23 protein-coding genes, 1 tRNA gene and 1 pseudogene are annotated in these 25,274 nt (G+C 58.8%); 15 read left to right on the top strand and 10 right to left on the bottom strand.

Annotation, left to right across the window (positions count from 1 at the left end):
- Positions 1-579: 579 nt before the first annotated feature.
- The 8 genes and pseudogenes from ACKLNI_RS05060 (at position 580) to ACKLNI_RS05025 (ending at position 9,544) form a co-directional block, all read left to right on the top strand.
- Positions 580-1,335, top strand: coding sequence for a hypothetical protein (locus ACKLNI_RS05060; RefSeq protein ID WP_413717952.1), 756 nt, complete (start codon positions 580-582; stop codon positions 1,333-1,335).
- On the top strand, positions 1,335-3,299 hold the full coding sequence (locus tag ACKLNI_RS05055) for an MFS transporter (RefSeq protein ID WP_413717951.1): 1,965 nt from the start codon (positions 1,335-1,337) through the stop codon (positions 3,297-3,299). Before ACKLNI_RS05060 ends, ACKLNI_RS05055 begins: the two co-directional genes overlap by 1 nt.
- On the top strand, positions 3,299-4,339 hold the full coding sequence (locus ACKLNI_RS05050) for an ABC transporter substrate binding protein (RefSeq protein ID WP_413717949.1): 1,041 nt from the start codon (positions 3,299-3,301) through the stop codon (positions 4,337-4,339). Before ACKLNI_RS05055 ends, ACKLNI_RS05050 begins: the two co-directional genes overlap by 1 nt.
- Before the next feature lie 624 nt (positions 4,340-4,963).
- Positions 4,964-6,151 carry a tyrosine-type recombinase/integrase gene (locus tag ACKLNI_RS05045; protein ID WP_413717948.1) on the top strand — a complete coding sequence of 396 codons (1,188 nt, stop codon included), beginning with the start codon at positions 4,964-4,966 and terminating at the stop codon, positions 6,149-6,151.
- Positions 6,148-6,807: a hypothetical protein gene (locus ACKLNI_RS05040; protein WP_413717947.1), complete on the top strand. Its 660-nt coding sequence runs from the start codon at positions 6,148-6,150 to the stop codon at positions 6,805-6,807. Before ACKLNI_RS05045 ends, ACKLNI_RS05040 begins: the two co-directional genes overlap by 4 nt.
- Before the next feature lie 114 nt (positions 6,808-6,921).
- The gene (locus ACKLNI_RS05035; protein WP_413717946.1) at positions 6,922-7,140 is read left to right on the top strand and encodes a helix-turn-helix transcriptional regulator; all 219 of its coding nucleotides are present in this window, start codon (positions 6,922-6,924) and stop codon (positions 7,138-7,140) included.
- Positions 7,133-7,624, top strand: a pseudogene (locus ACKLNI_RS05030) (bifunctional DNA primase/polymerase); the annotation flags it as partial. The gene ACKLNI_RS05035 and the pseudogene ACKLNI_RS05030, both read left to right, overlap by 8 nt.
- 63 nt (positions 7,625-7,687) lie before the next feature.
- On the top strand, positions 7,688-9,544 hold the full coding sequence (locus ACKLNI_RS05025) for a hypothetical protein (protein ID WP_413717971.1): 1,857 nt from the start codon (positions 7,688-7,690) through the stop codon (positions 9,542-9,544).
- 138 nt (positions 9,545-9,682) lie between these two features.
- On the opposite strand, the gene ACKLNI_RS05020 is transcribed toward ACKLNI_RS05025, so the two are convergent.
- Positions 9,683-10,003, bottom strand: a complete 321-nt coding sequence (locus ACKLNI_RS05020; protein ID WP_413717945.1) for a hypothetical protein — start codon at positions 10,001-10,003, stop codon at positions 9,683-9,685.
- 451 nt (positions 10,004-10,454) lie between these two features.
- Between ACKLNI_RS05020 and ACKLNI_RS05015 the strand changes: the two genes are divergently transcribed.
- Together ACKLNI_RS05015 and ACKLNI_RS05010 are read left to right on the top strand one after the other, a co-directional pair.
- Positions 10,455-11,750 (top strand): sulfite oxidase, encoded by a 1,296-nt coding sequence (locus tag ACKLNI_RS05015; protein WP_413717944.1) that lies wholly within the window; start codon positions 10,455-10,457, stop codon positions 11,748-11,750.
- A gap of 59 nt (positions 11,751-11,809) precedes the next feature.
- A complete protein-coding gene (locus ACKLNI_RS05010) occupies positions 11,810-12,508 on the top strand; it encodes a c-type cytochrome (protein ID WP_413717943.1) in 699 nt (232 codons plus the stop codon).
- 18 nt (positions 12,509-12,526) lie between these two features.
- Here ACKLNI_RS05010 and ACKLNI_RS05005 read toward each other — a convergent pair whose 3' ends face one another.
- The 3 genes from ACKLNI_RS05005 to ACKLNI_RS04995 all read right to left on the bottom strand — a co-directional run bounded on the left by ACKLNI_RS05005 (position 12,527) and on the right by ACKLNI_RS04995 (position 15,048).
- A complete protein-coding gene (locus ACKLNI_RS05005) occupies positions 12,527-13,273 on the bottom strand; it encodes an anti-sigma factor family protein (protein ID WP_413717941.1) in 747 nt (248 codons plus the stop codon).
- A gap of 13 nt (positions 13,274-13,286) precedes the next feature.
- Positions 13,287-13,805: an RNA polymerase sigma factor gene (locus ACKLNI_RS05000; RefSeq protein ID WP_413717940.1), complete on the bottom strand. Its 519-nt coding sequence runs from the start codon at positions 13,803-13,805 to the stop codon at positions 13,287-13,289.
- A 280-nt stretch (positions 13,806-14,085) separates the two neighbouring features.
- A complete protein-coding gene (locus tag ACKLNI_RS04995) occupies positions 14,086-15,048 on the bottom strand; it encodes a molybdate ABC transporter substrate-binding protein (RefSeq protein WP_413717939.1) in 963 nt (320 codons plus the stop codon).
- 365 nt (positions 15,049-15,413) lie between these two features.
- On the opposite strand from ACKLNI_RS04995, the gene ACKLNI_RS04990 reads away from it, so the two are divergent.
- A complete protein-coding gene (locus ACKLNI_RS04990; RefSeq protein WP_413717938.1) occupies positions 15,414-16,034 on the top strand; it encodes a sulfotransferase family protein in 621 nt (206 codons plus the stop codon).
- Positions 16,035-16,200: 166 nt separating this feature from the next.
- Here the strand turns inward: ACKLNI_RS04990 and ACKLNI_RS04985 are convergent, their stop codons facing one another.
- The 5 genes from ACKLNI_RS04985 to ACKLNI_RS04965 all read right to left on the bottom strand — a co-directional run bounded on the left by ACKLNI_RS04985 (position 16,201) and on the right by ACKLNI_RS04965 (position 20,794).
- Entirely contained in the window at positions 16,201-16,599 is a 399-nt protein-coding gene (locus ACKLNI_RS04985; RefSeq protein WP_413717937.1) for a DUF4304 domain-containing protein, read from the bottom strand.
- Positions 16,600-16,797: 198 nt separating this feature from the next.
- Positions 16,798-16,873, bottom strand: a tRNA-Thr gene (locus ACKLNI_RS04980).
- 170 nt (positions 16,874-17,043) lie between these two features.
- Positions 17,044-18,627, bottom strand: coding sequence for a heme biosynthesis protein HemY (locus ACKLNI_RS04975; protein ID WP_413717936.1), 1,584 nt, complete (start codon positions 18,625-18,627; stop codon positions 17,044-17,046).
- Between the two features lie 12 nt (positions 18,628-18,639).
- Positions 18,640-20,007, bottom strand: coding sequence for a COG4223 family protein (locus tag ACKLNI_RS04970; protein ID WP_413717935.1), 1,368 nt, complete (start codon positions 20,005-20,007; stop codon positions 18,640-18,642).
- Positions 20,008-20,104: 97 nt separating this feature from the next.
- A complete protein-coding gene (locus tag ACKLNI_RS04965; protein ID WP_413717934.1) occupies positions 20,105-20,794 on the bottom strand; it encodes a uroporphyrinogen-III synthase in 690 nt (229 codons plus the stop codon).
- Positions 20,795-20,865: 71 nt separating this feature from the next.
- On the opposite strand from ACKLNI_RS04965, the gene tsaD reads away from it, so the two are divergent.
- The 4 genes from tsaD (at position 20,866) to ACKLNI_RS04945 (ending at position 23,782) form a co-directional block, all read left to right on the top strand.
- Positions 20,866-21,951: a tRNA (adenosine(37)-N6)-threonylcarbamoyltransferase complex transferase subunit TsaD gene (gene tsaD, locus ACKLNI_RS04960; RefSeq protein ID WP_413717933.1), complete on the top strand. Its 1,086-nt coding sequence runs from the start codon at positions 20,866-20,868 to the stop codon at positions 21,949-21,951.
- A complete protein-coding gene (locus ACKLNI_RS04955) occupies positions 21,948-22,898 on the top strand; it encodes an NAD(P)H-dependent glycerol-3-phosphate dehydrogenase (RefSeq protein WP_413717932.1) in 951 nt (316 codons plus the stop codon). Before tsaD ends, ACKLNI_RS04955 begins: the two co-directional genes overlap by 4 nt.
- 3 nt (positions 22,899-22,901) lie before the next feature.
- Positions 22,902-23,318 (top strand): EVE domain-containing protein, encoded by a 417-nt coding sequence (locus tag ACKLNI_RS04950; protein ID WP_413717930.1) that lies wholly within the window; start codon positions 22,902-22,904, stop codon positions 23,316-23,318.
- A 71-nt stretch (positions 23,319-23,389) separates the two neighbouring features.
- Positions 23,390-23,782, top strand: coding sequence for a DUF1761 domain-containing protein (locus ACKLNI_RS04945; RefSeq protein WP_413717928.1), 393 nt, complete (start codon positions 23,390-23,392; stop codon positions 23,780-23,782).
- 49 nt (positions 23,783-23,831) lie between these two features.
- On the opposite strand, the gene ahcY is transcribed toward ACKLNI_RS04945, so the two are convergent.
- Entirely contained in the window at positions 23,832-25,226 is a 1,395-nt protein-coding gene (gene ahcY / locus ACKLNI_RS04940; protein ID WP_413717927.1) for an adenosylhomocysteinase, read from the bottom strand.
- Positions 25,227-25,274 lie beyond the last annotated feature (48 nt).

Here is a 25,274-nt window from a genome sequence, read left to right as displayed (position 1 = left end):
AATGGTGTCAATGCGAAAGCTGCGGAGCAGAACCTTTCTTCATGATAAGAGTCCGCAAAAGGCCGAAGTGCCGGTTGGTTTGATCAGCACGAAGGTCAGCAAAGTCCGCTACCCGGTCATTACCCTCATTTCTGCGAACGTCCGCTGCTGGCAGGAGCTGCCGTTGGCCGACCTCAATAGGTCTGTTCGGAAGCTAAGGTCAGCTTCAGAGGGCAAAGCAGACCACATCCAGATTAGGCTCGATGACTGAGTTGCGGACGAAGCCGTTGCTGCGAATTCGATGGTCTGAAGCCGCCTTGGCAAACTGTGTCCATTTCAAACTGTGTCGCGGGACCTCCCATGCAGTCTGAATCCTGACCTCGCACATTCAGAGATTTGGCTAAAAACAGCGGTTGTCCCGAACACACAGCACGCACATTACCGTCCGGCCAAAGACAGAATCTGTGCCGCGACCTATAATTCTCTGGACTTGAGATCCACACTTCGTAGTCTCCAAAAGAAAGCAAGGACATCACCGGGCCACGCACGGTTTGGAGGAACTCAATTCTTGTCGGGCGCATAATACTGACGGTTGCTGCGGTGAACCTTTTTGCGCTGGTCGTTTTCGTTGCCATGGCGACCATCCAGTACGGTGCCATTCTCTCGGATCTGACGCGCGATCGTCTCCTTGTCTTGGCTGACACGGCGAGGCGGCCGTTTGCATCAGTCGCCGAGTTGGGAATTCCGATCGGGACCGTTCGTAACGCAGATGCCGTTCTCGCGAGAGTGGCGTCGAGCGATCAGGCGATCGTGGCAATTCAGGTAATTTCCCCAGAAGGAGACGTCGTCCGGTCGACGAACATGGAAAGCAGTGCTGTTCTCTCGGAGGCAATTCTCGACTCAATCCAGGCCGCCGCTCCAGGAGAAACCTGGAATCTGGAAACTTCGGAAAGGTTCTTGGTGGGGGCCAATATCGAGGGGGCGTCCGGCTCACGGGCAGGCACTGTCTTGATCGAATACTCGAAAGAAGGCGCCAACCTTCGCCTGAAAGCTATGGAGGCCCAGCTTGTTATCCTTGCCGCGCTTGTCCTAGGCGGCACCTTTCTAGTCGGATATGGACCCATCCGGCTGGCCCTTGCAGAGCATCTCCGAATTTTCAAAGGGCTTTTAGCAAGTTTCGACGGATTCGAACGTGGGTTCTGGCGAGAAGAGCCAACCGTCGGGCAATCCGAAGACGATGTCGCTGGCCTGGGCATTCGAATCTCCGAGTTTCGCGATCTGCTCGACCGATCCGAAATGAGCTACCGACAGAAACAGCTTCCGCGCGACCGCGAGGGCGATGAGGACTCGCTTTGATGCGAGTGCTGGATCAGCCCGGGCGCATCGCTGCGCGGCGCGTTATCATATGGGTAGGGATCATGATGGCAGTTTCGCTGCTGATCATGACCTTTGGGGCGCTTCGCGCATTCGACGCCGCTATTCAACCAGAACTGGATAAGCGCTCGCTATTGATCGGGACCTCGATCCGAGACAGCGTCGAAAATGCGCTCGAGATGGGTCTTCCCCTGGGGGCGGTATCTGGCGCGGACAAATATCTCGAAGACGTTCTGCAAGAATTCGACGAGGTTCGCAGTATCACGCTGCTGACGCGGTCCGGCGAAATCGTCTCTCAGGCGGAGTCAGCCACGACTTCCGAGACAAGTGTTGTGTCCCGTGTGGCCAATGTCGGCGCTAGAGCCGGGCCCAGCTTTTCCGTCCCGATCCTCAACCGGAACACACTTGTCGGAGAGGTGAGGATAGAGATCGAGCCTGGATACCTGCGCGCTCGACTGCAGAACATCTTGTTGGACATATTTGTCGTTGGACTCGTCGCAACTCTACTGGCTTTCGAACTCGTTGTCGCCGTTGCGGCAAGCGCTCTCGGCAAACCACTTGACCGCATGTTCACGCTTTTGCGCATGCAGGCGCGAGGCGACTTCAGCCATTTCGTGCCGGAGGCGGACGGGGGAAACCTACGCCGTGTCTTGCGCCGTGTTTCAGATCGTGCGCTCGACTTAGCAGAGCGGGGTAGGACCGTTTTCACGCCTAAACGACTTCCGCAGGCTTATTTCGTGGATGTACGGTTGCCGCTTTTCGTGTTTTCGCTCGCGACCGAGATCAGCGGGGCGTTTCTCCCGATGTATGCACGGGATGCGACCAATCCGCCTTGGCTTGCACCAGAACTCGCAGCGACGCTTCCACTGATTGCATATCTCGCGGCCATTGCAGTCATCTCGCCCTTTGGTGGAAAGATCCTGCGCGTGGTGACGCCTCGCACTCTCTTTCTTCTATGTATTCCTCTAACAGCCCTCGCGATGGTCGGGGTGGGACTTGGACAGTCGGCGCTTTGGATCGCGATCTGGCATGGGGCGATGGCGCTGGTCTACGCGGCGGCGGCCATCGCCTGCCAAGAATACGCGATCCGGACGGCGCCAAAAGGCGAGGATGCGCAGGCCATCGCAAGCTATCTGTTCGTTATCCTCGGCGGGGCATTCTGCGGCACGGCGATCGGAGGGGTTCTCGCCGATCGTGTCGGGATGAACGAGACCTTCTTTGTCGGCGCGGTGCTAGTCCTGATTTCCGGCATCATCGCTGCGTTCTTTCTTTCAGGAAACGTCGCGCCGCGGGAGTTTCCGACGACTGAAGAGCCCAGAAAAACTGCGCGACCGTTTGCCGTACTATTCAAGCATAGAGTACTTGCACTGATCTTCGGCGTGGCAGTGCCGATGAATATCGGCATGTCCGTGTTCATATGGTATCTGACGCCGCTGATCTTGGAAGCGGCGGGCGCGCAGATCTCGGACATCGGCCGAGTGGTAATGGTGTACTACCTTGTCCCGGTGCTCGTCGGTCCGACGATCGCCCGTCTGGCGGATGGAAAGGTCGGCTATGTGCCGATGCTGGTCGTCGGAACGATTGTAGCCGGCTGTGCGCTGTCGTCGCTGTATTTCGGGGCGGGGTTCTGGCCCATGGTCGGTGCGGTGGGCTTCTTTGGGCTGGGCTTCGCAATGTGCGATGCAGTGGTATTTGCCCACATTATCCGGATTGCAGAAGAGAGCGGTATTGTCGGGGCCCGAGATACCAGCCTAGCCGCATTGAGGATCATCGTCCGCTTAGCAGCCATCGCAGGCCTGCTGGTCGGTGCCCAACTCGTGCTGCGCTTCGATTATGTATGGTTGGCCGTTGCGATCGGAATGTTGTTTTTTATCGGGGCATTTCTCATGATCGTGGCTGAAGGAAGCCACGCGATGTTTAGACGTTCCAAGGTGGGGACACCTTAATGAAACGCAAAGCGTCTCCGGTAAACGGATGGGACTTGGAGGAAAACGTGATCAGAATACTTCAAGCCTTTTGCCTTGCTGCTCTGACAAGCGCGCCGGCTTGGGCGGAAACAAAACTAATCTACGTGGTGACTTGGGAGCATGAATGCGAACATTCCTGCCAGGGCTTCCTCGAAACCATTGAAAAGAGCGGTCTGGACGCCGAACTGGTCCTGAGGCTGTCAAATCAGGACAAGAGTAAATTTCCAGGTTTCGTGGAGGAGTCGCGAGCGCTCGGGGCCGATCTTGTCGCGACCTACGGGACAAGTGTTACCCTCGGTATTCTCGGCAAGATAACGGATGCGGGCGACCCACGCTACGTTCAGGACGTTCCGGGCGTGTTCTGGTACGTCGCGGATCCCTTTGGCGCAGGCATAGCGGAGAGTTTCGAAGGAACGGGACGACCGCTTGTGGCCGGGACTTTCAACCGGGTCCCGGAAGAGGTCAACATCAGGACCATCCGCAGCATCAAGCCGGACTTCAGCCATCTCGGGATCCTCTACAACGGTAACGAACGCAATTCCCTCATCAAAGTGGCCGAACATGAAAACCTGGCTAATGAAATGGGGTATGAATTCACCGCGGTCGAGCTCGACCCAGGTAATGCAGGCGCGCCCGATCCTGCGCTGATCCCGGTTAGGATGAAGGAACTGGCCGACGCCGGTGTCGATTTTATTTACCTCGGCTCAAGCTCCTATTTGCGCATTCACGCCGAGGAATTTACCCGCTCGGCTGTCGAGAACGGAATTCCAGTCCTGAGTCCTTACGAAGAGCTTGTCCGCGAGAACCACGCTCTTGTCTCGATTGCTGCCCGAGCTTACGACGTCGGACGCGAGGCGGCCGAACTTGCCATCACTATCCTTCGCGACGACGTGCGGCCTGGTGATCTTCCGATCAAGCGAGTGACGGATTTCGCCTATGTCGTGAACATGGACGTAGCAAGGAAGCTTAACATCTTCCCACCGGTTGAGATCCTGCAAGTTGCCGAGACAATCAACTGAGCGCATGTGCGAGGCGTAAAGGGTCTGCGATTTGGAATCGTTGCAAGCCACGCAGTTTTTCATCCGAAAGCTAAGGACAACCGAAAGGAAAAGAGCCCAAGCTTTTTATCCCTTCAATTCTGCAAGTGCATCAGGGGCTCTCTCTCGCTGCCGTTCATCAAAAGCAGGCCTGCGGCGAGTGACTGCTCCGGGCTCAACGGAGACATCCGAGTCTTTTGGTCGGATGACCGCTTCGGCTCGCTTGGCGGACGTTGGTGCTCAACCCACATAAGCGCCCTTATGTTAAGTTTGGTTCTCCTCCGCCCGCAGCCCTGCCAAACCCGTTAAACACGGCAAACCCCTGGGGACCCCACCCCATCGACGGTTTCAGACCGACTCACTGGGTAAGCTCCCTCGGTCCAGGGCCGATCGCGAGCCTTTTTGATCCTTACTAGAGCCCCGTTCCAAAAACAGACGGTTAAGCATCTACAGGTATCTCTATATGTCCTGATCCCGCTGACCTTCCCTCACACGCGCGCGCATGACGGCGTAGTACGCTGCATGATACTTCTGATAAGTGTCTGATAATGATTGTATTTTCGACAATCATGACTTAAGTTGAGTTGAGGCCAGACGGAGGTCTCGATGTCAAAACTGAATTTCACCAAGCGCGCGATCGAAGCGTTGCCTTTCACAACCAATGGTCAGAAGTTGTACAGGGACGCGGCCTTGCGTGGGCTCGGTGTTCGCGTTGGTAAAAGCTCCAAGGTGTTTTTTGTTGAAGGTCAGGTAAACGGTCGCACGCGTCGCGTAAGTCTCGGTCGTGCCGACGTACTAGGCGTTGAGGAAGCTCGTCGCCGTGCCCTTGGGGCATTGAGCGATATGGTAGGCGGTATTGACCCCAACCAAGAGAAGCGCCGCTTAGTCCAGGAGACAATCACTCTTGCCCAAGCTTTCAGCGGCTTTTTTGATGTAAGAATAGATATGACAAAGGGCAGCGTTGACGCCTATGGCCGCACGCGTGACCTTTATCTCCGGGATTGGAAACGGTCACCGATCACGGCAATCTCTCGGCAAATGATCCTGAAGCGCCATCAGCGTATCGGTGCAGAACACGGCCAGGTCACGGCCAACAACGTCATGAGGCATTTGCGGTCTGTATATAACGTCACAGCTGCGGCCTATGATGAATTCCCTCCGAACCCGGTAGCGATCCTGACGCAGGCACGGGCCTGGTTTCCCGAACGGCGGCGTCGCGGTGCTGTGCCAGCACACGAGCTGCCAGCCTGGTGGGCTGCCGTAATGGAGGAGCCGGATCATTCGCGCGACTTCCTTTTGATTGCCCTGTTCACCGGCATGCGACGGAACGAGATCGCAAGCCTCCGCTGGGATTACATCGACCTGGAAGGTCGAGCACTGCACATACCGAAGACCAAGAACGGCGATCCGCTGGATCTTCCCCTGGCGGATTTCATGGTCGAGTTGCTAAGGTCACGGCGCGCCGAGACCGGGACGTCGCCATGGGTGTTCCCGAGTAGCGGCAAGACCGGCCACCTGGTCGAAACGAAGAAGTTCACAGCTCGGGTGGCGGCGCGGTCAGGGGTCGCTTTTACCCTTCACGATCTGCGCCGCACGTTCATCACAATAGCGGAAAATCAGGACATACCCCATTACGCCTTGAAGCGTCTCCTGAACCACCGCCTCACAGGCGACGTCACGGCAGGGTATATTGTCAGCCAGCCTGAAAGACTGCGAGGACCTGTAGAGGCGGTTGCGGGCAGAATTCTGGAGCTATCGAAAAGCGGGCCAAAAGGAGGTCAGTACGCGGCATGAGCGACGATTTTGATGAGGATTTGACCCCATATAGTGCCTTTGGTCGGCCACTGATCGAACTTTTGCTGCTCTCACTAATCGATGGCCAAGCGGCCGCATTGAAAGCCAAGGCGGACGATGCTGAGCAAAGCAAGGAAAAGGCAAAGATCAAAGCGAAATTAAAGAAATTCGAAGAGACTGCGCGCCTTGCGCGGCTTGATCAGGCCATGCTTGCGATCACTGGCCAAAAGGCATCTCTACAGCCGAATGACGAAGGCCTTTATGAACGAGGACTCCGCCTGATGGCCGAGGCTGAATACAAGGATGAAGTTGCGGAATTTGACTATCACTGGCGCAAACGCCGCGGAGAAGAAGTTCCAGCGAAGCCGCCAAAGGTGCGAAAACCTCTCGCGCTGGCAAAGATGGCCGAGGAGCAGATATTCGGCACACGCGACTGGAAAGATCAGAAAACAACGCGCATCGATAACCTCAGAAAAATGTATACGGGCAGCTATCAAAAGAAACTGAAGAACGGCTCCGAAATTCATCACCGGAGTACACTTACGCACAGGGTCAGAGAGCAAGACTACACATTGGAGTCCGTCGAATGGGCGGCTCTGCAAGAGATCGCTGAAGCAATCAAGAAGGCCGGCGTTCCGATTGTACTAAAGAAATAGAAACAAAAGTTGGGAAGATTTCCTTAGCTCCTTCCCAACCTGGATCACCAGAAACACGGCATCTCCATAGCCGCGCGATGCACCGCGTACGACAAAACTTAATGGAGAAGTTTCGTGAAAAAATACTCTCATTTGTTCGCTGCGGCCGAACTAGACCGCGATCCCCTGCTGAACAATAAGGAAGCGGCCAAATACCTAACTCTACAGCCCTGCACGCTCGACAAATGGCGTAGCCAGGGCCGCGGGCCGGAACCGACTCGCATCGGAACCCGTTCAATCCGGTACCGCAAGTCGGCGCTCGACACCTTCATTCAGGGAGGTGGCAATGCCTGACAGCCAGCCGATCATTCATCAGATCATGGAGGGGCCGCGTTCTGCGGCCCTTTCTTACCACAAGCTTGGCTGGGAACCACTAAGACTCCCCACGCACGAAAAGCGCCCGAAGGAACCGTGGAAAGAACCGCGGGAATGGACCGAAGACCAGATCGCACAGGCCTTCGGGCCAGCTAGTAATGTCGGGATCGCCCTTGGTGACCGCTCCGGCGGACTCATAGACTTAGATTTTGACTGTCGCGAGGCCGCAGCACTCGGGCGCATCCTCTTCCCTGACTTGCCAAGCTTCGGGCGCCAAAGTTCGCCGTACAGCCACCGCGTTGTATACTGCGATCTGGGCAAGACGAAGGTGCCATTTCAACTTCCAAAGGCACTGGTAGACACATCCGGCGCTGATCGTCAGATGCTGCTCGAGCTGCGTGGAAACAGGCATCAGTCAATGTTTCCCCCGTCAATCCATCCCTGCGGCGAGACAGTTGCTTGGCACGATAATCCGCGGCTTGTACCCCGGTTCGAACCTGACGAACTGATAAAGCGGGCGGGACTCGTGGCGTTCTTGTCGGCCATTGCGATGCATTATCCGAGCGTTGCGGGAGAACGTGACGAGATTGCCATGATGCTCGCTGGAATTCTTGTCCGCGCAGGCCTCGGTGATGACTTAGTCGATGACCTGATCGAGTGCGTCGCAACGCTGGGCTGCGATGAGGAAGCTGAAAAGCGCCGCGGTAAATCTGCCGCCACGCGCGCACGCATCGACGCGGGCGAGAGTGCATGGGGGCTGCCCGAGCTCTGTTCCCGCCTCGGCCTCGAAGCCGCGGAACGGACGTTTCGTAAGTGGCTTTGCATCAAGGGTGCCCCAGCAAATCCCGCCGGCTCGGATCGTCCAGTTATCTTTGTAAGTGGAGGCAACCTGCCGGCCGAGGTAGACGCAGCCGAGGACGCGCTCCTGAAAGCGGGGCTCGGCATCTACCAGCGCGGCGAGAGTCTCGTGCGTGTCGTACGCCTTCCACACAGTGAAGGTGATGATGGTGTAAAGCGCCCAAGCGGCGCCCTGCTAATCCGTCCTCTGAGCACGGCCTGGCTGCGGGAGAAACTCGCGATCGCGGCAGACTGGGTGAGGCAAGGCAAGGAGGAGGCCTATCCGATCAATCCCCCCGCGGAACATGCGCGCGCCCTTCTGGCGCGCGTGGGTGAATGGAATGCGCCGGTACTGCGGGGCGTCGTGTCCTGCCCCACGATGCGGGCAGATGGCACGATCCTGCAGGAGCCTGGATATGACCTATCGTCGGGCTTGCTGTACGAGCCAGGTGGCGTCATCTTTCCCCACGTTCCCGAGAGTCCGACGCATGAGGACGCAAAAGAGGCTCTGAACGAGCTAAAGAAACCGTTCCGCGAGTATCAGTTACCCAGTCCAGCGGACGGGTCGGTGCTTCTGGCAGCCGCCATCACCTCGGTGATCCGCCGTATCCTGCCTTCGGCGCCACTCTTTGCCATCGACGCGCCCACGGCCGGCTCGGGAAAGACGCTACTATGCGAGACGGTCGGCGTCATAGCGTCGGGTTACAAGCCCACAATTATCTCCCAAGGCAAGACACCTGAAGAAGACGAAAAACGCCTCTCAAGTGTCCTGATGGCCGGCGACGCTGTCCTTGTTATCGACAACTGCGAGCGCCCGCTCGGCGGCGATACGCTGTGTTCGATGTTGACGTCCGAGGTCATCGCATCGCGCATTCTCGGCAAGTCGCAGATGGAGCAGATGCTCACGAACGTCCTGGTGATGGCGACCGGCAATAACCTTGAAGTAATCGGGGACTTGGGGCGCCGCACACTTGTCTGCCGAATAGACACAGGCGCGGAGCGGCCCGACCAGATCGAGCATTCATTCGATCCGATCGAAGAGGCGTTAACGAACAGGCCGCGGCTTGTCACAGCGGCCCTTACGGTGCTCCGAGCATATGTGGTGGCGGGCAAGCCTAACCGCATGACCCCGATGGGTTCGTTCGAGGGATGGAACCTAGTGCGCGAGGCTCTGGTCTGGCTCGGCGAAGAAGACCCGGCCCTCACGCGCGAGAACGTCATCGCTGATGATCCGCGGAAGTATGAGCTGGCCGAGCTTCTCGAGCTCTGGGAGGAGGCGCTGGGTTCCCGCGCCGTCACCCTTTCGGAACTTGTGGAAGAGACGAACAACGCGCCGAGCTCGATGGTGGCCGCATTGCATCAAGCGCTTGCCGAACGCACGCAGCGGCACGTGTTCAATACGCGTAGCGTCGGGCGGTACCTCGGCAAGCACAAAGATCGTCTTGTTAGTGGCCGTGTGCTGCGCTGTGAAGATGACCCGTCCGGTGTGAAGCGGTATCGCTTGGAGTTTCCGGGCGCACCCCCGCCAATTGAGCCTCCGTTCTAAGGGGCGGTCGGATACGAACACTGGTGGGGTCGGTAATGCCGCCCCCACTGGTTTTGCGGGTATGCCGGGTTTGTTTTGGCCCACCATCTCGCGCGGCGTGTAAAAACCCGCAAAACCGGTCAAACCCGGGCCTAGGTCTTAGTGGTGCTCGCCCCTACGCCCTGCAGTGGCCTCCAGCCAACGTCGAATTTCCTTCAGCGCCGTCGTGTTGTTTTCGTCTGCGGTTACCCCCTCAAGATCGCAGACCGCATCGGCAATGGTGCGCCCCGCCTCCACACCCTCTCGACCGTGCAACCGATTGTGCAGCCAGGTCTCAAGCCCGGTGCGAAGTTCCGGCCTTAGAGCATCCGGCCGTTCAAGAAACACGATGCGCCGGCCAAGTTCGCGCAGGCGGTCGTCTTCGAAAGTTTCAACAAGCTCGGCGCGTTCCGGCCAGGTCGCCGCGTGGAACGCCTGCATGCGCCCTTCGTCTGCCCGGCTGGGAACCCCTCATACATTCGCTTCTCGGCCACCTCTTCGGCGGGCCAAGGCGGGTAGCGTTGGGCAAGTGCTTGGCCCACCCGCGCGGCAAACGGACCGTCCTGGGCGATCTGAGAGGCCCGGTGGACGATCTCACCTTCCGGCAACCGGACGCTGAATGGCTGATTAAGCTGTAAAGGCAGATACCGAGGCGCTGCCACCAAGGAAAAGCCCGATGCTCATAGCCGTCATTCGTGCAAAACGCAGCGAATGACCGCAACGAGCCCGAAGCCGACATGCCGAATTTCCAAGGCAAGCTGGCTTTGGATCAGGTGTTCATCCGCGAAGTCACATTCTGATCCGGAAAAAAATGGAGCGATGGAATAAAACGATCAACCCAGACGTCCCTTAAACAGCACATGAGCGTGCATTCTGAAAATGGGAGGACAATATGGCACCAGATGGAAACAACTCGAAGGATATCCGCAAGTTCTTCGCGGAGGACCCGGAAAAAGCGGACATCGAGATTTTCGGACGGCGGAGTTATCCCGACAGACGAGGTTTTCTCAAGGGTGCCGGGCTGGCAACGATGACCGCCGCAGTCGGAATGGCAATCCCTTTCCATCGCAACATACCCCAGGGTTTCATTCCGGCGGCTATGGCGCAGGGCGATGTACTGGCTGGCAAGAACGGTCTGACGTTGCTTAATGACCGTCCCGTAAATGCGGAAACGCCGCCTGAGTTGCTGGACGATGCGATCACGCCCACCGAACGGCACTTCATCCGCAACAATGGTGCGGTGCCGGACAACACCAGTGCGGATGGCTGGACCCTGACGGTGGACGGTCTTGTGGACAACCCGATGGAGTTGTCCATCGATGAACTGAAATCTCAGTTTGAAGTCGTCACAATGGCCCTGACGATCGAATGCGGCGGCAATGGGCGCGCCTTCTTCGATCCTCCGGCAAGCGGCAACCAGTGGACCTATGGTGCTGTCGCCTGTTCGGAGTGGACCGGAGTCCGGTTGAAAGATGTGCTGGAGAAGGCAGGTGTGAAGTCGGATGTCGTGTACACCGCGCATTACGGCGCCGATCCGCATCTTTCGGGCGACCCGGAGAAACTGCCCATTTCACGAGGTGTGCCGATCGACAAGGCTATGACAGACAACATCCTGATTGCGTTCCAGATGAATGGCGCCGACCTGCACCCGATGAACGGCGCACCGCTGCGCCTGGTTGTTCCCGGCTGGCCAGGTTCATGTTCGCAGAAGTGGCTGACACGGATCGAACTGCGCGATGTCGTGCATGATGGCCCCAAGATGACGGGCACGTCGTATCGTGTGCCGGGATACCCAGTCGCCGCCGGGACAGAAGTCCCGACGGAGGATTTCGAGATCATCGAGCGTATGCCTGTAAAGTCGCTAGTCACCTTCCCGGCGAATGGCGCCGAGACCGGCATGTCAACGGAAGTGCGCGGGCACGCATGGTCAGGTGACCGCACCATCGACCGGATGGACATCTCGATTGACTTTGGCGCCACTTGGCAAGAGGCCACGGTGGATGCTCCGGTCAACGACGGCGCGTGGCAGAACTGGCGGGCAAATGTCAGTTTCCCGGAAGCCGGGTACTACGAGGTCTGGGCGAGGGCAACGGACAGCGCCGGGGTCGCGCAACCCTTTGCCATCGACTGGAATCCGAAAGGCTACCTGAACAACACGATGCACCGTGTCGGACTGAAGGTTAGCTAATGGGTCTCGGAGCGGCGGTGGAAAGCCGCCGCTCTTCCAGTTGTGAACGGGAGAATTCTATGAAAAACATACGGGTTGCCTCCGCCTCCATCGCGGTGGGGCTTGCTCTTCACACACCTGTTTCGGCACAAGATATCGATGATCGGCTGGAGGCGGCCAGCGCCTCATCCGGCGAAAGCCTGTTCCGACAGTGCAAGGCCTGCCACACAATCGAAAAAGATGGCGCCAATCGGACCGGACCCAATCTTTACGGAGTGGTCGGCAGTAAGATCGGAGCAGTCGATGGGTTTCGCTATTCCTCCGCCCTGAGCGAGGCGGATGGCGATTGGACACCAGAGCAACTGGATGCCTTTCTTGCCGATCCAAGAGGAACTTTCAGGGGAACTCGCATGAGCTATCGCGGATTGTCGGATCCGCAACAACGGGCGGACCTGATCCTCTATCTGAACGGACAGAGCGACAACCCGCTTCCAATATCCGCAAGCGCAAGCGAAGCCACCGTGGAGCAAGTCGATGAAGATTTCGGCCTTCTGGTCAATGCCGAGGGCGTAGACGTAACCTATTACGCCTGTACGCCTTGCCACTCGGAGATGATCGTGGCGCAACAGGGCAAAACGCGCGAAGGCTGGGACAAGCTATTTGACTGGATGATCGAGGAACAGGGAATGGGGGAACTGACTTCGGAAGACAGGAACACGATCCTCGACTACCTCGCCGAAAACTACAACACCGACCGTCCTAACTTTCCATCGCGCTAAACTCCTCCAAAATGGGAATTATGCGCATGGCACGGCAGCTCGGGTAGCTTCCCTGACAGCCAACAAGCTGCTGCTACCCGGACTGCCTGTCTCGGTTTCCTGCAGAAGCATCCTTGCGATCGCTTCAAATCTGTGACGATCCATTCCCACAGCAAACAGGGAGTAATGCAGTTCTCGTGCACTCCAGTTTCGAACAAGGAGATCGGGTTCGTCGGCGGGAACATCGGGCTTTTCGAGATGAATTCCGAAGGTCAATCTGCAACCGTTTACGCCCGAGTAGTGAAAGTAGAATTCTTCGCCCACAGAGCCGGCCGCATCGACCAGCGTCAACCTCGCGGAACTCAGGTCTGGCACATTGCCGATCCAATGCGCCGCTGGCGTGGCGTGGTTCGCATCGACACTCGGATAGTCCTGAGCGACGAAAAGTCGATGCCAATCGAACGGAGTTGGTGACAGCTCCGACTGGCCGGGTAGAAGGAGTGTCGCTCCAGCCAGAAAGACCGCGGCTAGCGACGCCGCAACCGCCATTCTTGCGACCGTGAGACCGTCGAAAACAGCAGATCGAGTTGTTCTGTTTCCGGGTGCGTTAGTGACCGCTGGCCGGAGTGCGCCAAGGGCACGGGAGATTTCAGAGACCTCTTCCAGCGCAGCCTGCAACGCTGGCTCCGCTGCAAGGCGCTCCTCGAAGGCCGCCGCGGCATGACGGTCAAGCTCGCCGTCATGAAAGGCATTGACCAGTTCTAAATCCGTGTCGGTCGGTTCCATTTCTGTTTCCCATTCAATCGCTCGATTTCAAATCAGATTTTCTCCTGGACCTGTCATCCGCCTGAATGTCCACCTCGTCGCGCAGTGCCTTACGTGCGCGGCTTAGCCGGCTCATCACCGTACCAGCCGCCACGCCCATGATTTCCGCCGCCTCGGCATATTTGAGTCCTACAACATCGATAAGGAAAAGGATTTCCCGTTTTTTCGATGGCATACGTTCGAAAGCGAGGCGCAAAAGAACATCCCGGGCATGGTCCTGCGCCCAGTATGCCTGACCATAAAGACGTTTCTCTCTGGAAATATATTCCCGTCTGACACGGCGTTTTCGCAATTCATCGTATCGAAGGTTTCGGATCACGCGAAACATCCAAGGCCTGAATTCGGAGAGCGTGCCTGGGCGGTCCTCGGCTCTCAAAGCCCGCTCTATCGCATCCTGCACCAGATCTTCGGCATTCTCCTGGCGGTCACAAAGTGCCCTCGCATACGCGCGGATTTCAGGCAGCAGCACTTCGATTTGCGTGAGGGAGCCCATATACAAACATTGCCCTTTTGCAATGTAATCGTCAAACTCGCAATCGGATTTCAGTTGCGCCGAGATTTCAGCAAGGACAGAACCGCCTAGGCCCGCCAGACTTCTCGTGGAACAGCGTCGCCTTTGTCCCGCTGAGCGGTCAAAGAGCAGTTTCAGCCAAGCGTCCACGTCGAGCCCGGAGCGGGCTTGCAACGTAGGTTTGCTGTGGGGCCATTTCGCCCCTCGCAAAACTTGCAATCTCAGGGCACGCGGAGAGGCATAACCTCTCCGCTAGCAATGCTTATTGTGTGACCAAGGGCTTAAGCCTCAGTTCCTCAGCTGTCGCAGGGATGAAGCCGTAGCTTTCGTAGATGCCCTGCGCCTCGTCGGTGCCGAGCCAAGACAAATAGCGCATCGCGTTGTAGGGATTGCGCCCAGTCGACAGCGCTCCGATGGCGTAGCCAACCACGTCGCCCTTGTTCAACTCGTCTGGGATCGCGACGCCATCGATTTTGCGGTCGTGCTTCTTGGCTTCGATCACCTCAGTCGTCCAGACGATGCCGACGTCAGCCTCGCCTTTCTCTATCCGGTCCGGCGTTTCGCGGTGGTGGCGTGCCGTGAACCATGTCTTGCCTTCCACTGCCCAGCATTCGCGGCAGTCTGCGCCACCGGTGACCTTTTCGTGCAAGCCAACGTCTTTCAGCATCTGGGAGCCGTAAAAGCGGAAGATGCCCTCTGACTGGGGGTTCGGGTGGGATTGTACGAGGTCGTCTCGGCCGAGGTCTTCGACGCCCTTGATACCCTTCGGGTTGCCCTCGGCTACCATGAGTTCAAGCTTGTTGTGAATGTATGTCATGTAGTCGTGCATGATCCCGTCCTGCGCCAGCCGTTGCAGGTGGTTCACCCGCACTGACGCGTAGATGTCGGGATTCATGGCCGTGTCCTGACCTTCGATCTGGCCCTGGTTAAGGATCTGGCCGTTCATGATCTGTCCTGGTGGGATCGTTTCCACGTAGATCGTTTCGATGTCGGGGTTTTTCGCCTGAAAGGCGGTGATGAGCTCTTCCATCACCATGAACTGGTTGCCGGCGAGATACATGACCAAGTCGGCGGTGTAGCTATTGCCGATTTGGCCGTAGGCGACACCATCGGCGCTGAATGTGCGGTAATCGCTTCCATGGCCCGCATCGTCTTCTTGCGCCACAGCTGCAACCGAGGCGCAACCTAATGCAATCACACCTACAAGTACTTTCCCAAGATACATCACTACCCTCCCTACTTTGTTTGTCTCTTGATGTTAGTAGAAAGGCGCTCGCGCGCAAATATCTTAGTTTATCTATGTGTGCCGGCCGATCTCGGCATACCTTGTGTTGATCAGGAAAGGCTTTTCAGGTGGCGGCTAAGTCCCGCTGAGCGGACCTTGCCCCAGACCCTCACCATGTCCGCTCCGGGTGCCAACTACACCTTCGGAAGATTTGGGACGCCAGTTCCAAGCGGCGCTCTTCTGAGCCACGATTTTTTGGAATCTCTGTCCCCAGGAACGGTCCAGATTTTGGTCATTGTCAGACCGTATGTAGGGCCGCACTATGCTCAATATGTACGATCAAGTTGCAGCAAGGAGATTTGCAGATGGCTCTCGAAATCATCGGCGCCGGCTTCGGACGGACAGGCACGGATTCGCTGCGCGAGGCTTTGACAGTTCTCGGCTTTGGGCCATGCCACCATATGCACGAGATCCGGGACAATCCTGAGAAGGCGGGGCCATGGCACGACCATTTCTGTGGCGGGGCACCGCTTGATCTCGACCTGCTGTTCGCTGGCTATCGGTCCCAGGTCGATTGGCCCGGCGCCCACCTATGGCGCGAGTCGGCCGAGCGATACCCGGACGCGAAGGTGATCTTGTCGGTACGCGATCCTCAAGGTTGGTATGCGTCATACTCGAAGACGATCAAGGTCTTCCGCGAAACCGAGATGCCGCCGGATGCTTCCCACATGCGCCAGATCCAGGAGTTTGTGGACGTCTTCCTCGGCGATCGCTTCGACAACGAGGAGCGCGCAATTGAAGAATTTGAAGCGCACATCGCAGAGGTGAAGTCGGCAATCCCGGCCGACCGCCTCCTAGTTTATGAACTGGGCTCGGGATGGGGGCCGCTCTGCGAGTTCCTCGAGGTCCCGGTGCCGGATCAGGCCTATCCGCACACTAATGCGACGACGGAATTTCAAAAAAACAACATTGCATTCCAGCGCTAGCACTCAAGGTGGTCAATTTGGGTGGGCCAGACTAGTGGCGGCTCCGTCCCGCCAAACAGTCAATTAGGTGCGCAGGTTGAACGTTTTCTCTTTAAAAAGGCGGACGTTCAATTTGTTGACGTGATCGGAGTTTCAGAGCCTGAATGGGTCGCTTTGCCGTGCCCGGTCAGGCACGAGGTGTCAGGAGAGGGCGGAGATCCTTGGACACGAGGCCCGATATGCGATTCGTTTCGAGCGCCTCAGCCAACTCGACAAGCGTCGTCAGTTTGTCGGCTTCTGTGAAGAATTCCCTTAGCCCACGCGCCGCCATGCTCTCGGCTCGAGTTCTGAAATGGAACTTGCTCTCCGCGAAGGATGTCGGTTCACCCAACGCTAGAGGCCATAGGGCAAAATTTAGGTAGCGAGTTTCATTGGACCACTGCGAGCGCTGGAGATTGACGACCTGAACGAACTCTGCCGTCCGACGTGCCCACGTTCGGCTTCCCATCGTTCGGAAACCATTCTGCCTTGCCAGTCTGTCGAGCTCGACTGCATCAAGATCACTGAAGATGGCAACTTTGGTCATGTCGCTTACTCTATACCATGCTCTAGCCTGAACGGCAGCATTGTCCGCAACTGAGACATTGGCGTACACCCGAGCGAACGGCAGCTTTCGCAATAATGCTGCAGCCGCACAAGCATGTCTGCATTGGGGATCAAAGCAGACACTCGACATCAGCCAAGCGAGTGTTTTCTGATTAAGAATCTGATTTTGTTGAAGAACTGGTGCCGCTGAAGGGACTCGAACCCCCGACCCCATCATTACGAATGACGTGCTCTACCAGCTGAGCTACAGCGGCTTCCTGGACCCTACTATGGCCCTACTAGTTCCTTGCCCGTGCTTCTAACCGATTGGTCGAGAACGTCAATCGCGAGCGGACCCGCTAATTACGAATGACGTGCTCTACCAGCTGAGCTACAGCGGCTTACCGGCGCGCCTGTTAGCAAGGATCGGGCGCGAAGGATAGTCCTAAGTTGCGTCTTTTTTCACAACCGCGTCTTCGTCCGAATATGTGTCCTCGTCCACCGCGTAGTCGGCAGGCGGCGCGTCGGCGTTGGCGGAGGATTTTCGATCGGCGCTGTCTGGATCAGCCGGCTCCTCGGCGCCCCCGTCCGGGACTTCGGCAATCTCGGCATCGGCAACGACCGCGTCCTCGATCTCAGGCGCGGCCTTTGCAATCTGGCCCACGATGAGCGGCAACATTTCGGTACCCGCGGGAAGATCCGACACCTCCTCTTCGGCCCGGCGCCAGCTGAGAGTGTCGAAACCACCGCAGCTGTCGCAAACGGGGCCCCACTCGGCATGGGTTTTCTGGCAATTGTCGCAAACCCATTTCGGACCGCGCGGTGCCGTAAGCGCACGGGCAAGCCATCCCTTGACGACAGCATCGTCCGCCCCCGCACCGCGCTCGATGGCCGCCATGATCGTAAGCGATCTTGCCGTCGGATCGGTTTCGGCGAGATCGCCCAGCGCCTTGCGGGCTTCGGGGAAATCCTCAGCCGCGATCTGCAGCTCGGCTTCAAGCATGCGCGTCTCGGGGTTGTCCCGGTGCATGTTCGTCAGAAGGCGGAACCGCGCAATGCGTTCCCTGGGGTTCTCATCGGGCTTGATGCGCGCGAATGCGGCGGCAAGGTCAGGGTGCGGCTGCACCTCCCAAGCCTTCTTCAGGACCCGGGTCGCGTTCTTCGGCTTGCCGTCCGAGACATATCCATCCGCCGCCATGACCGCAGCTGGAATCAGGTCCGGCGAAAGGCGATTGGCGGCGATCGCGGCTTCGCGCGCCTCGATCGGCTTGCTTTCGTCCAGGATATCCTTCGCCTCGCCAAGCGCCAGTACCGCGTCCCGGCGCTTATGCACGTCGCGCGGCAGGCCTCCGTGCTTCAGTTTGGCGCCAAGTGTCTTGCGCGCGGCAGACCATTCATGGGCACCGGCCTGAAGCTTTAGAAGAATGTCCTGAGTGCCTTCGTGCTTGGGCTTCAGCGCGAATGCCTTTTCAGCAAGCTTCAACGCAACATCGGTCTGCCCTGCCTCGAGTTTCTGTTGCATCAGGCCGCGCACGCCGACAAACCGGGTCTTCTCGTCGGAAAGAAGCCTCTTGTAAGCCTCCTCCGCCTTTGCTCGATCACCTGCCTGCTCGGCCGCTTGCGCCGTCAGAAGCGTTGTCAGGTCGGGGCGATGCAACAGCCGCTCGGCCTTGGCGGCCTTTGTCAGCGCGAGCCTGCCGTCGCCAGACGCAAGCGCCATCATCCCTTCAGCCAGCGCATCGTAGCCCTTCCGCTCACGATTCCGGGCAAAATATCGCGTGATCGCGGTCTCGTCCCCGTTCAGGAAGTGAAGGAAGGCCACGATAAGGCCGACGATCTTCAGCCCTAGCCAGACTGCAAGAACAAGCACCATGAGCCCGATAACGGACTCGAGCGCACCGAGTGTAAACTCGTAGTTGGCGACGGCAATGCGAACGCCACCCTCCGATTCCATCAGGAGGCCGGCGCTCCATGCCGCCAAGGCAACGAACCCGAGAAAGAGGATGACCTTTATCAATGACCATAACATCTCAATTCATCCTCAGTTGTTTGCCGTCTCAAGCGACGTGAACGCATTCAGGGCTGAAACACGGGTTTCTGCGGCGCTGATCCACGCCGACATGGCCCCCCTTGCGGCCTCCGGCAGCGCGGACAGCTCATCCAGGACCAATCCAAGATCACCATTGGACAAGGCAGCCTCGGCCCGTGACAGAACCGCGTCAGGATCATCTCCGTCGCGCGGGGTTAGCGATCGAGCATTCGTCCGGCGCTTGAGGAAGGCCACGAAACGTTCGCCGGTCGATGCCTCTTCGGGAACGACCTGGACCTGCGAGAGGGCCTCGCGCGCAACGTCCGGAAACCCATTCTGAAGGCCGGTCAGAGTCGGCACGCCGCTTTCCGCCGCCGATGCAAGCGGTTCCGGGACATCCGGAAGGTCGGAAAGCAGTTCTGTGAACGCCGCTCCGCTGTCCAGTGCAGCTTTCAGGGACGACAGCGCCGCCTGTCTCCTCGCGGTTTCTGCAGCTTCGGCTGCTTCGGCTTCGATCGCGCTGGCTCGATCCTGTGCTTCGGTGATCCTCTGTTCCGCGTCGGCGGTCACTTCGTCAAGCTGCTGGCGAAACGCCTCCAGTTGGGCTTCCATGGCCGCAGATCCGTCCGGGCCGGTCGGAGCAACAGGACGAGCCTCCAACTCAGCCAGCCGCGCCTCGAACCCGTCGATCTCTCCGGAAAGGGCTCCGATCTGGGTCTCGAAGGATGCGGCGGTATCGGCCAACTGGCTCTCGAACCCGGCCAGCTGGTCCATGAGCGGCGACAGGTCGGGCGCCTCTCCGGCGGAGGGTGCCGTTGAGGCTGAATTGCGGATTTCCGTCACTTCGGCAGTCAATGCTTCCAGTTTGCCGGTCTGCTCCTCCAGGGTCGATTGCAGCGCATCCAGGCCCGAAGGAGCGGGATTTGGCCAACCCTCGGGAACGGCGAATGTAGCGACAAGGAAACCGATGGCTCCAGCCAGAAGTCCTCCGAAAACGAGACCGAACGTCCCCGGCCCCGAGGACGCCGGAACAGGCGGTGGCGGTGGAGCCGAGGGTTCAACCGATGGCGCATGCGCAGGGATCACTCCGGGAACGGCGGGTGATTCAGGCTCGGCGGCAGTCTCGGTCGTTGCTTCGGCCCCGGAAGGCAGCTCCGACGCCTCGGCCTTGGCCTCCGCATCCTCTTCGACAACGGCTTCTTCCACAGATCCGGAGCCTTCCTCGGTGGAAGTCGCGGCATCCGTGTCAGCAAACGATTCGGGGTCTACGGATTCCGTTGCGACCTGATCTGCAGCGATCTCGAACTCATCCTTGCCCGTCTGATCCGTCTCTTCGGACTGTTTTGTCGAACCTTTCGAAGACTTTGAACTGCGTGCCACGACAAGGGACCTTTCGTTCGTCAAACCAATACTGGCCGGGAAATTCTTTATCGACGGGAGTTTAGTGTCCCGAACCCGTGAGTCCAAGGGTCCCGGCTCAGAAATAGCTTATTGTCAGTGAGCACATTGCCTCGGAGGTCGGTTTTTCTGCCACGAGAACCTCCCCCGGACCAGACCAAGCGTCGGCTACATTGCGGCTCATCGCAATGACAGTGACCGGGGCCGTAATCTCGCCATAGCCCGCCAGCAGCGCTGCGCTACGGGGTGAAAAAATCGGAACGATGACAGGATTTGTTCCGGCAAGAAGGGACAGCGCCGCCGAAGACAAGGCACGCGCCGCCTGATCGTAAATGACCGCTTCATCGACAGCCAGGCCCAGGCCGCGCAGAATTTCGGCCAAGTCCCCCCGCGAATGAACCCCGCGGCACAGGAGGACCGGACCGGTCAGGCCCCCTGCCCCCGCAATGAAGCCATCGACGTCTTCGCCAAGCGGAACGGCATCGGCACCGGCTGCCTTCGCCAGGTCGGCGGTCTTTTTGCCAACCGTTGCGACCGTGCGCCCCGTCAGGCTTCCCGTCTCCAAAGCACTTCTCACTCCGTTTCCCGACGTGAAGACGATCGTGCCATAGCCATCGAGATCGGGCAGTTCACCGATCCGTTCGATCTCCATGACGGGCGAAACGACAGTCGGCAACCTCCGCCCGACGGCGGCCTCGCATTGGTGCAGAAACGCCCGCGATTGCGCCTCGGGGCGGGTCAGCAGCAGCGTTGGCTCTGCGTCGGTCATTGGCTCGCCCTGCTTGTCTGAACGTGTCTCCGGTGGTAGCTGCCCGTTCACACGCAGGCAAGCCGGACAGAATGTCAAAACAACTGACCATGCTCGGGATCGAATCCAGCTGCGACGACACGGCAGCAGCGATCGTCCGCAATGACGGGACCATCCTGTCTTCGGTCGTGGTCGATCAGACGACGCTTCATGCAGCTTTCGGTGGCGTAGTGCCGGAAATCGCCGCGCGTGCGCACACCGAAAAAATGGATGTTGCCGTCGAAGCCGCTCTCGACGAAGCGGGGATGACCCTCGCCGACATCGACGCGATTGCAGTCACGGCGGGTCCCGGGCTGATCGGCGGCGTTCTGAGTGGCGTCATGCTGGCGCAGGGGCTGGCCAAGGGGTCGGGTAAACCGCTGATCGGGGTAAACCATCTCGCCGGGCATGCGCTGACCCCGAGACTGACCGACAAGCTGGAATTTCCGTATCTCGTGCTTCTCGTATCGGGGGGACACTGCCAGTTCCTGATCGCTTACAGCCCGAATGCGTTTCGAAGGCTGGGCGGCACCATTGACGACGCGCCGGGCGAGGCATTCGACAAGACTGCGCGCCTTTTGGGCCTTCCTCAACCCGGGGGACCATCAATCGAAAACGAAGCGAAGTCGGGTGATCCAGAACGTTTCGAGTTTCCCAGGCCCCTTCTCAACCGTCCCGGCATGGACATGAGTTTTTCCGGCCTCAAGACCGCCGTTCTGCGCTGCCGGGATGATCTTGTTGCCGCGCAAGGAGGCCTGACTGTCCAGGACAGTGCGGATATCGCGGCTGGCTTCCAGGCCGCCGTTACGGATGTTCTGCTCGAGAAATCGCGCCGCGCGCTGACCGAGTACATGGCTACTTCCCCGTCTCAGCCCGCGATGGCCGTCGCCGGAGGAGTTGCCGCGAATTCCATGATTCGGTCAGGTCTAGAGACTGTTTGCCGGGAAATGGGCGTTGCCTTCACCGCTCCGCCTCTGCGTCTGTGCACGGACAATGCCGCGATGATCGCCTGGGCGGGAATAGAGTTGGTCCGCATCGGCGATCCCGGGCAGCAACCCCTTGTCGCCCGTCCGCGATGGCCTTTGGACACCACCGCCCCCAGCTTGCTGGGCCACGGCAAAAAGGGAGCCAAGGCATGAGCATTTCGGTACTCGGCGGGGGGGCCTTTGGAACCGCCCTTGCCATAGCGCTTTCCGGAGACGGCAGCGAAGTTTCACTTTGGTCGCGCGATCGCCTCGACGCCGACCGCATGAGGGAGACGCGCATGAGTGGAAAGGCCCTTCCGGGCCTGAGCCTGCCGGCCAGCCTGACCATTGCCAGAGACATTCCTCAAGCGGATATCGCTCTGGTGGCCGTTCCCGCCCAGCGCGTTCGCGCTTTTCTGGAGGAGAACGGCGAGCGGCTCACGGACTGCGCGATCGTCTCCTGTGCCAAGGGCATCGAACGGGGCACCGGACTTGGACCTGTCGATGTGATCACATCTGTCCTCCCCTCTGCGCGCGCGGCCTGCCTGACCGGTCCCAGCTTTGCGGTGGATATTGCGCGCGGCCTGCCGACGGCGCTTGTCCTTGCCATGCGGGGCGATGCCGAACCGGTCCAGCGCGCGCTGAACCGGCCCGCGCTCCGGATTTATCGGACGTCCGATGTTTCTGGAGCGCAGTTGGGAGGTGCTCTCAAGAACATCATCGCCATTGCGGCCGGCATCGCCATCGGGGCCGGTCTTGGCGACAGCGCGAGGGCATCGGTGATCGCGCGCGGCTTTGCGGAGATGTCCCGCTATGCGCGCCAAAGAGGCGCCGAAACCGAGACACTTCAAGGCCTTTCCGGTCTTGGAGACCTTGTTCTGACCTGCACATCCGAGAAATCACGCAACTTTTCCGCCGGAGTTCTGCTGGGAAAGGGAGGCTCGCCCGATGCCGACGCGACGGTCGAAGGCATCGCGACAGCGCAGGCGGTTGCGGCCGAGGCAGCCAAGATGGGATTGGACATGCCGCTGACCAATGCCATTGCGGCCGTCACCGAAGGCCACCTTGACATCCCCATGGCAATCGAAACGCTGCTGTCTCGGCCTGCGGGAAAGGAATGAGAGATGCGCTATTGGTTGTTCAAGTCCGAACCCTCCACGTGGAGCTGGGACGACCAGGTGGCCAAAGGCGCCGAGGGCGAAGAGTGGAATGGAGTGCGGAACTACCAGGCCCGCAACTTCATGCGCGAAATGAAGATCGGCGACCGAGGCTTTTTCTATCACTCGCAATCCGAGAAGGCGATCGTCGGAATTGTCGAGGTGATCGCGGAAGCACATCCCGACAGCACAACTGATGACGAGCGTTGGGAATGCGTGAACATCCAGGCGGTCAACCCGGTTCCAAGCCCCGTGACACTTGACGACGTGAAGGCTGAGCCAAGGCTTCAGAGCATGGTGCTGCTGAAGAATTCACGGCTCTCGGTTCAACCGGTCACCGCCGATGAATGGGCTGTGATTTGCGGGATGTCAGGGCTCGCGTAGCAAAATTCCCTTCATGAAAGCGCGCGCGGGATGCAGACTGACCCCGGCGAGGCTGTGGGAGGGCAAGCAACATGAGTCTGATAAGTGTATTGGCGGCGGCGGCAGCAGCCTGGGTATTTGGCGCCGTATGGTACATGGCCCTTTCAAAACCCTGGATCGAAGCTTCCGGCATAGAATGCGATGAAAACGGACGCCCCAAGGGCGGAAGCCCGATGCCGTTCATCCTGTCCGCCATCGCCATGATCGTCGTATCCGGCATGATGCGCCATATCTTCGCTCTTTCCGGGATCGACGAATTCGGCAAGGGCGCGGTGGCGGGGCTTGGTGTCGGTCTGTTCTTCATCAGCCCGTGGATCATGATCAACAACGCCTACGGGATGCGGCCATTCAGGCTGACGCTCATTGACGGTGGTTACGCCACCTTTGGCTGCGCGATTATCGGCGGCGTGCTGACCCTGATCTGAAGAAAAGAGGGGCCGCAAAAGCGGCCCCTTTTCGAGATTTTTCTCGTGACTAGTACCGGTAGTGATCAGACTTGAACGGGCCTTCTGGCTTTACGCCGATGTACTCCGCCTGATCCGGCTTCAGTTCCGTCAGCTTTGCGCCGATCCGGCCAAGATGCAGACGCGCGACTTTTTCGTCCAAATGCTTCGGCAGGATGTAGACCTTGTTGTCGTACTTGTCGCCCTTCGTCCAAAGCTCGATCTGGGCCAGAACCTGGTTGGTAAAGCTGGCGGACATCACGAAGGACGGGTGACCGGTGGCATTGCCCAGGTTCAGAAGGCGCCCTTCTGACAGGAGAATGATCCGATTGCCCGAAGGCATCTCGATCATGTCCACCTGCTCCTTGATGTTGGTCCACTTGTGGTTCTTCAGAGCCGCAACCTGGATTTCGTTGTCGAAGTGGCCAATGTTGCCGACGATCGCCATGTCCTTCATCTCGCGCATATGCTCGATGCGGATTACGTCCTTGTTGCCGGTGGTCGTGATGAAGATATCGGCGCTATCGACCTCATCCTCCAGAAGCGTGACCTCGTAGCCGTCCATCGCAGCCTGAAGCGCGCAGATCGGATCGACCTCGGTCACCTTGACGCGCGCACCTGCCCCGCGCAGCGACGCCGCCGAACCCTTTCCGACGTCACCATATCCGCAGACGACGGCAACCTTGCCGGCCATCATCGTATCGGTGGCGCGGCGGATACCATCGACCAGAGATTCCTTGCAGCCATACTTGTTGTCGAACTTCGACTTGGTGACGCTGTCGTTGACGTTGATGGCCGGGAACGGCAAGTGACCCTTTTCCATCATCTTGTAGAGACGGTGGACGCCGGTCGTGGTCTCTTCGGAGACACCCTTGATCATGTGGCGCTGCTTGACGAACCAGCCTGGGCTTTCCTTCAGCCGCTTCCTGATCTGCGCGAACAGAGCAACTTCTTCGTCGCTGGTCGGAACGGCGATCAGGTCTTCCTCACCCTCTTCAACCCGTGCACCCATCAGGATGTAAAGCGTCGCATCGCCGCCGTCGTCCAGGATCATGTTCGCGCCGCCTTCGGCGAACTGGAAAATCTGGTCGGTATACGCCCAGTATTCTTCCAGCGTCTCCCCCTTCACAGCAAACACCGGCGTACCACCTTCGGCAATCGCGGCCGCCGCGTGATCCTGTGTCGAGAAGATGTTGCAAGAGGCCCAGCGCACATCGGCACCAAGGGCCTTGAGTGTCTCGATCAGCACCGCTGTCTGGATCGTCATGTGAAGCGATCCGGCGATTCTCGCACCCTTCAACGGTTGCGCCTTGCCGTATTCCTCGCGCAAGGCCATCAGGCCGGGCATCTCGGTTTCGGCGATATCGAGTTCCTTGCGCCCGAAGGCTGCAAGCGAAATGTCTTTGACGACAAAATCCTTTGTCATGTCCCGCTCCTGAGCTATTCAGCGGGCCACTTAGCACCGGTGCCCCCG

Source organism: Silicimonas lutimaris (assembly GCF_047314965.1).
Lineage (GTDB): Bacteria > Pseudomonadota > Alphaproteobacteria > Rhodobacterales > Rhodobacteraceae > JAVJUV01.
Note: the sequence above shows the minus strand (reverse complement) of the source record. Positions and strands in the feature narration are given on the sequence as shown.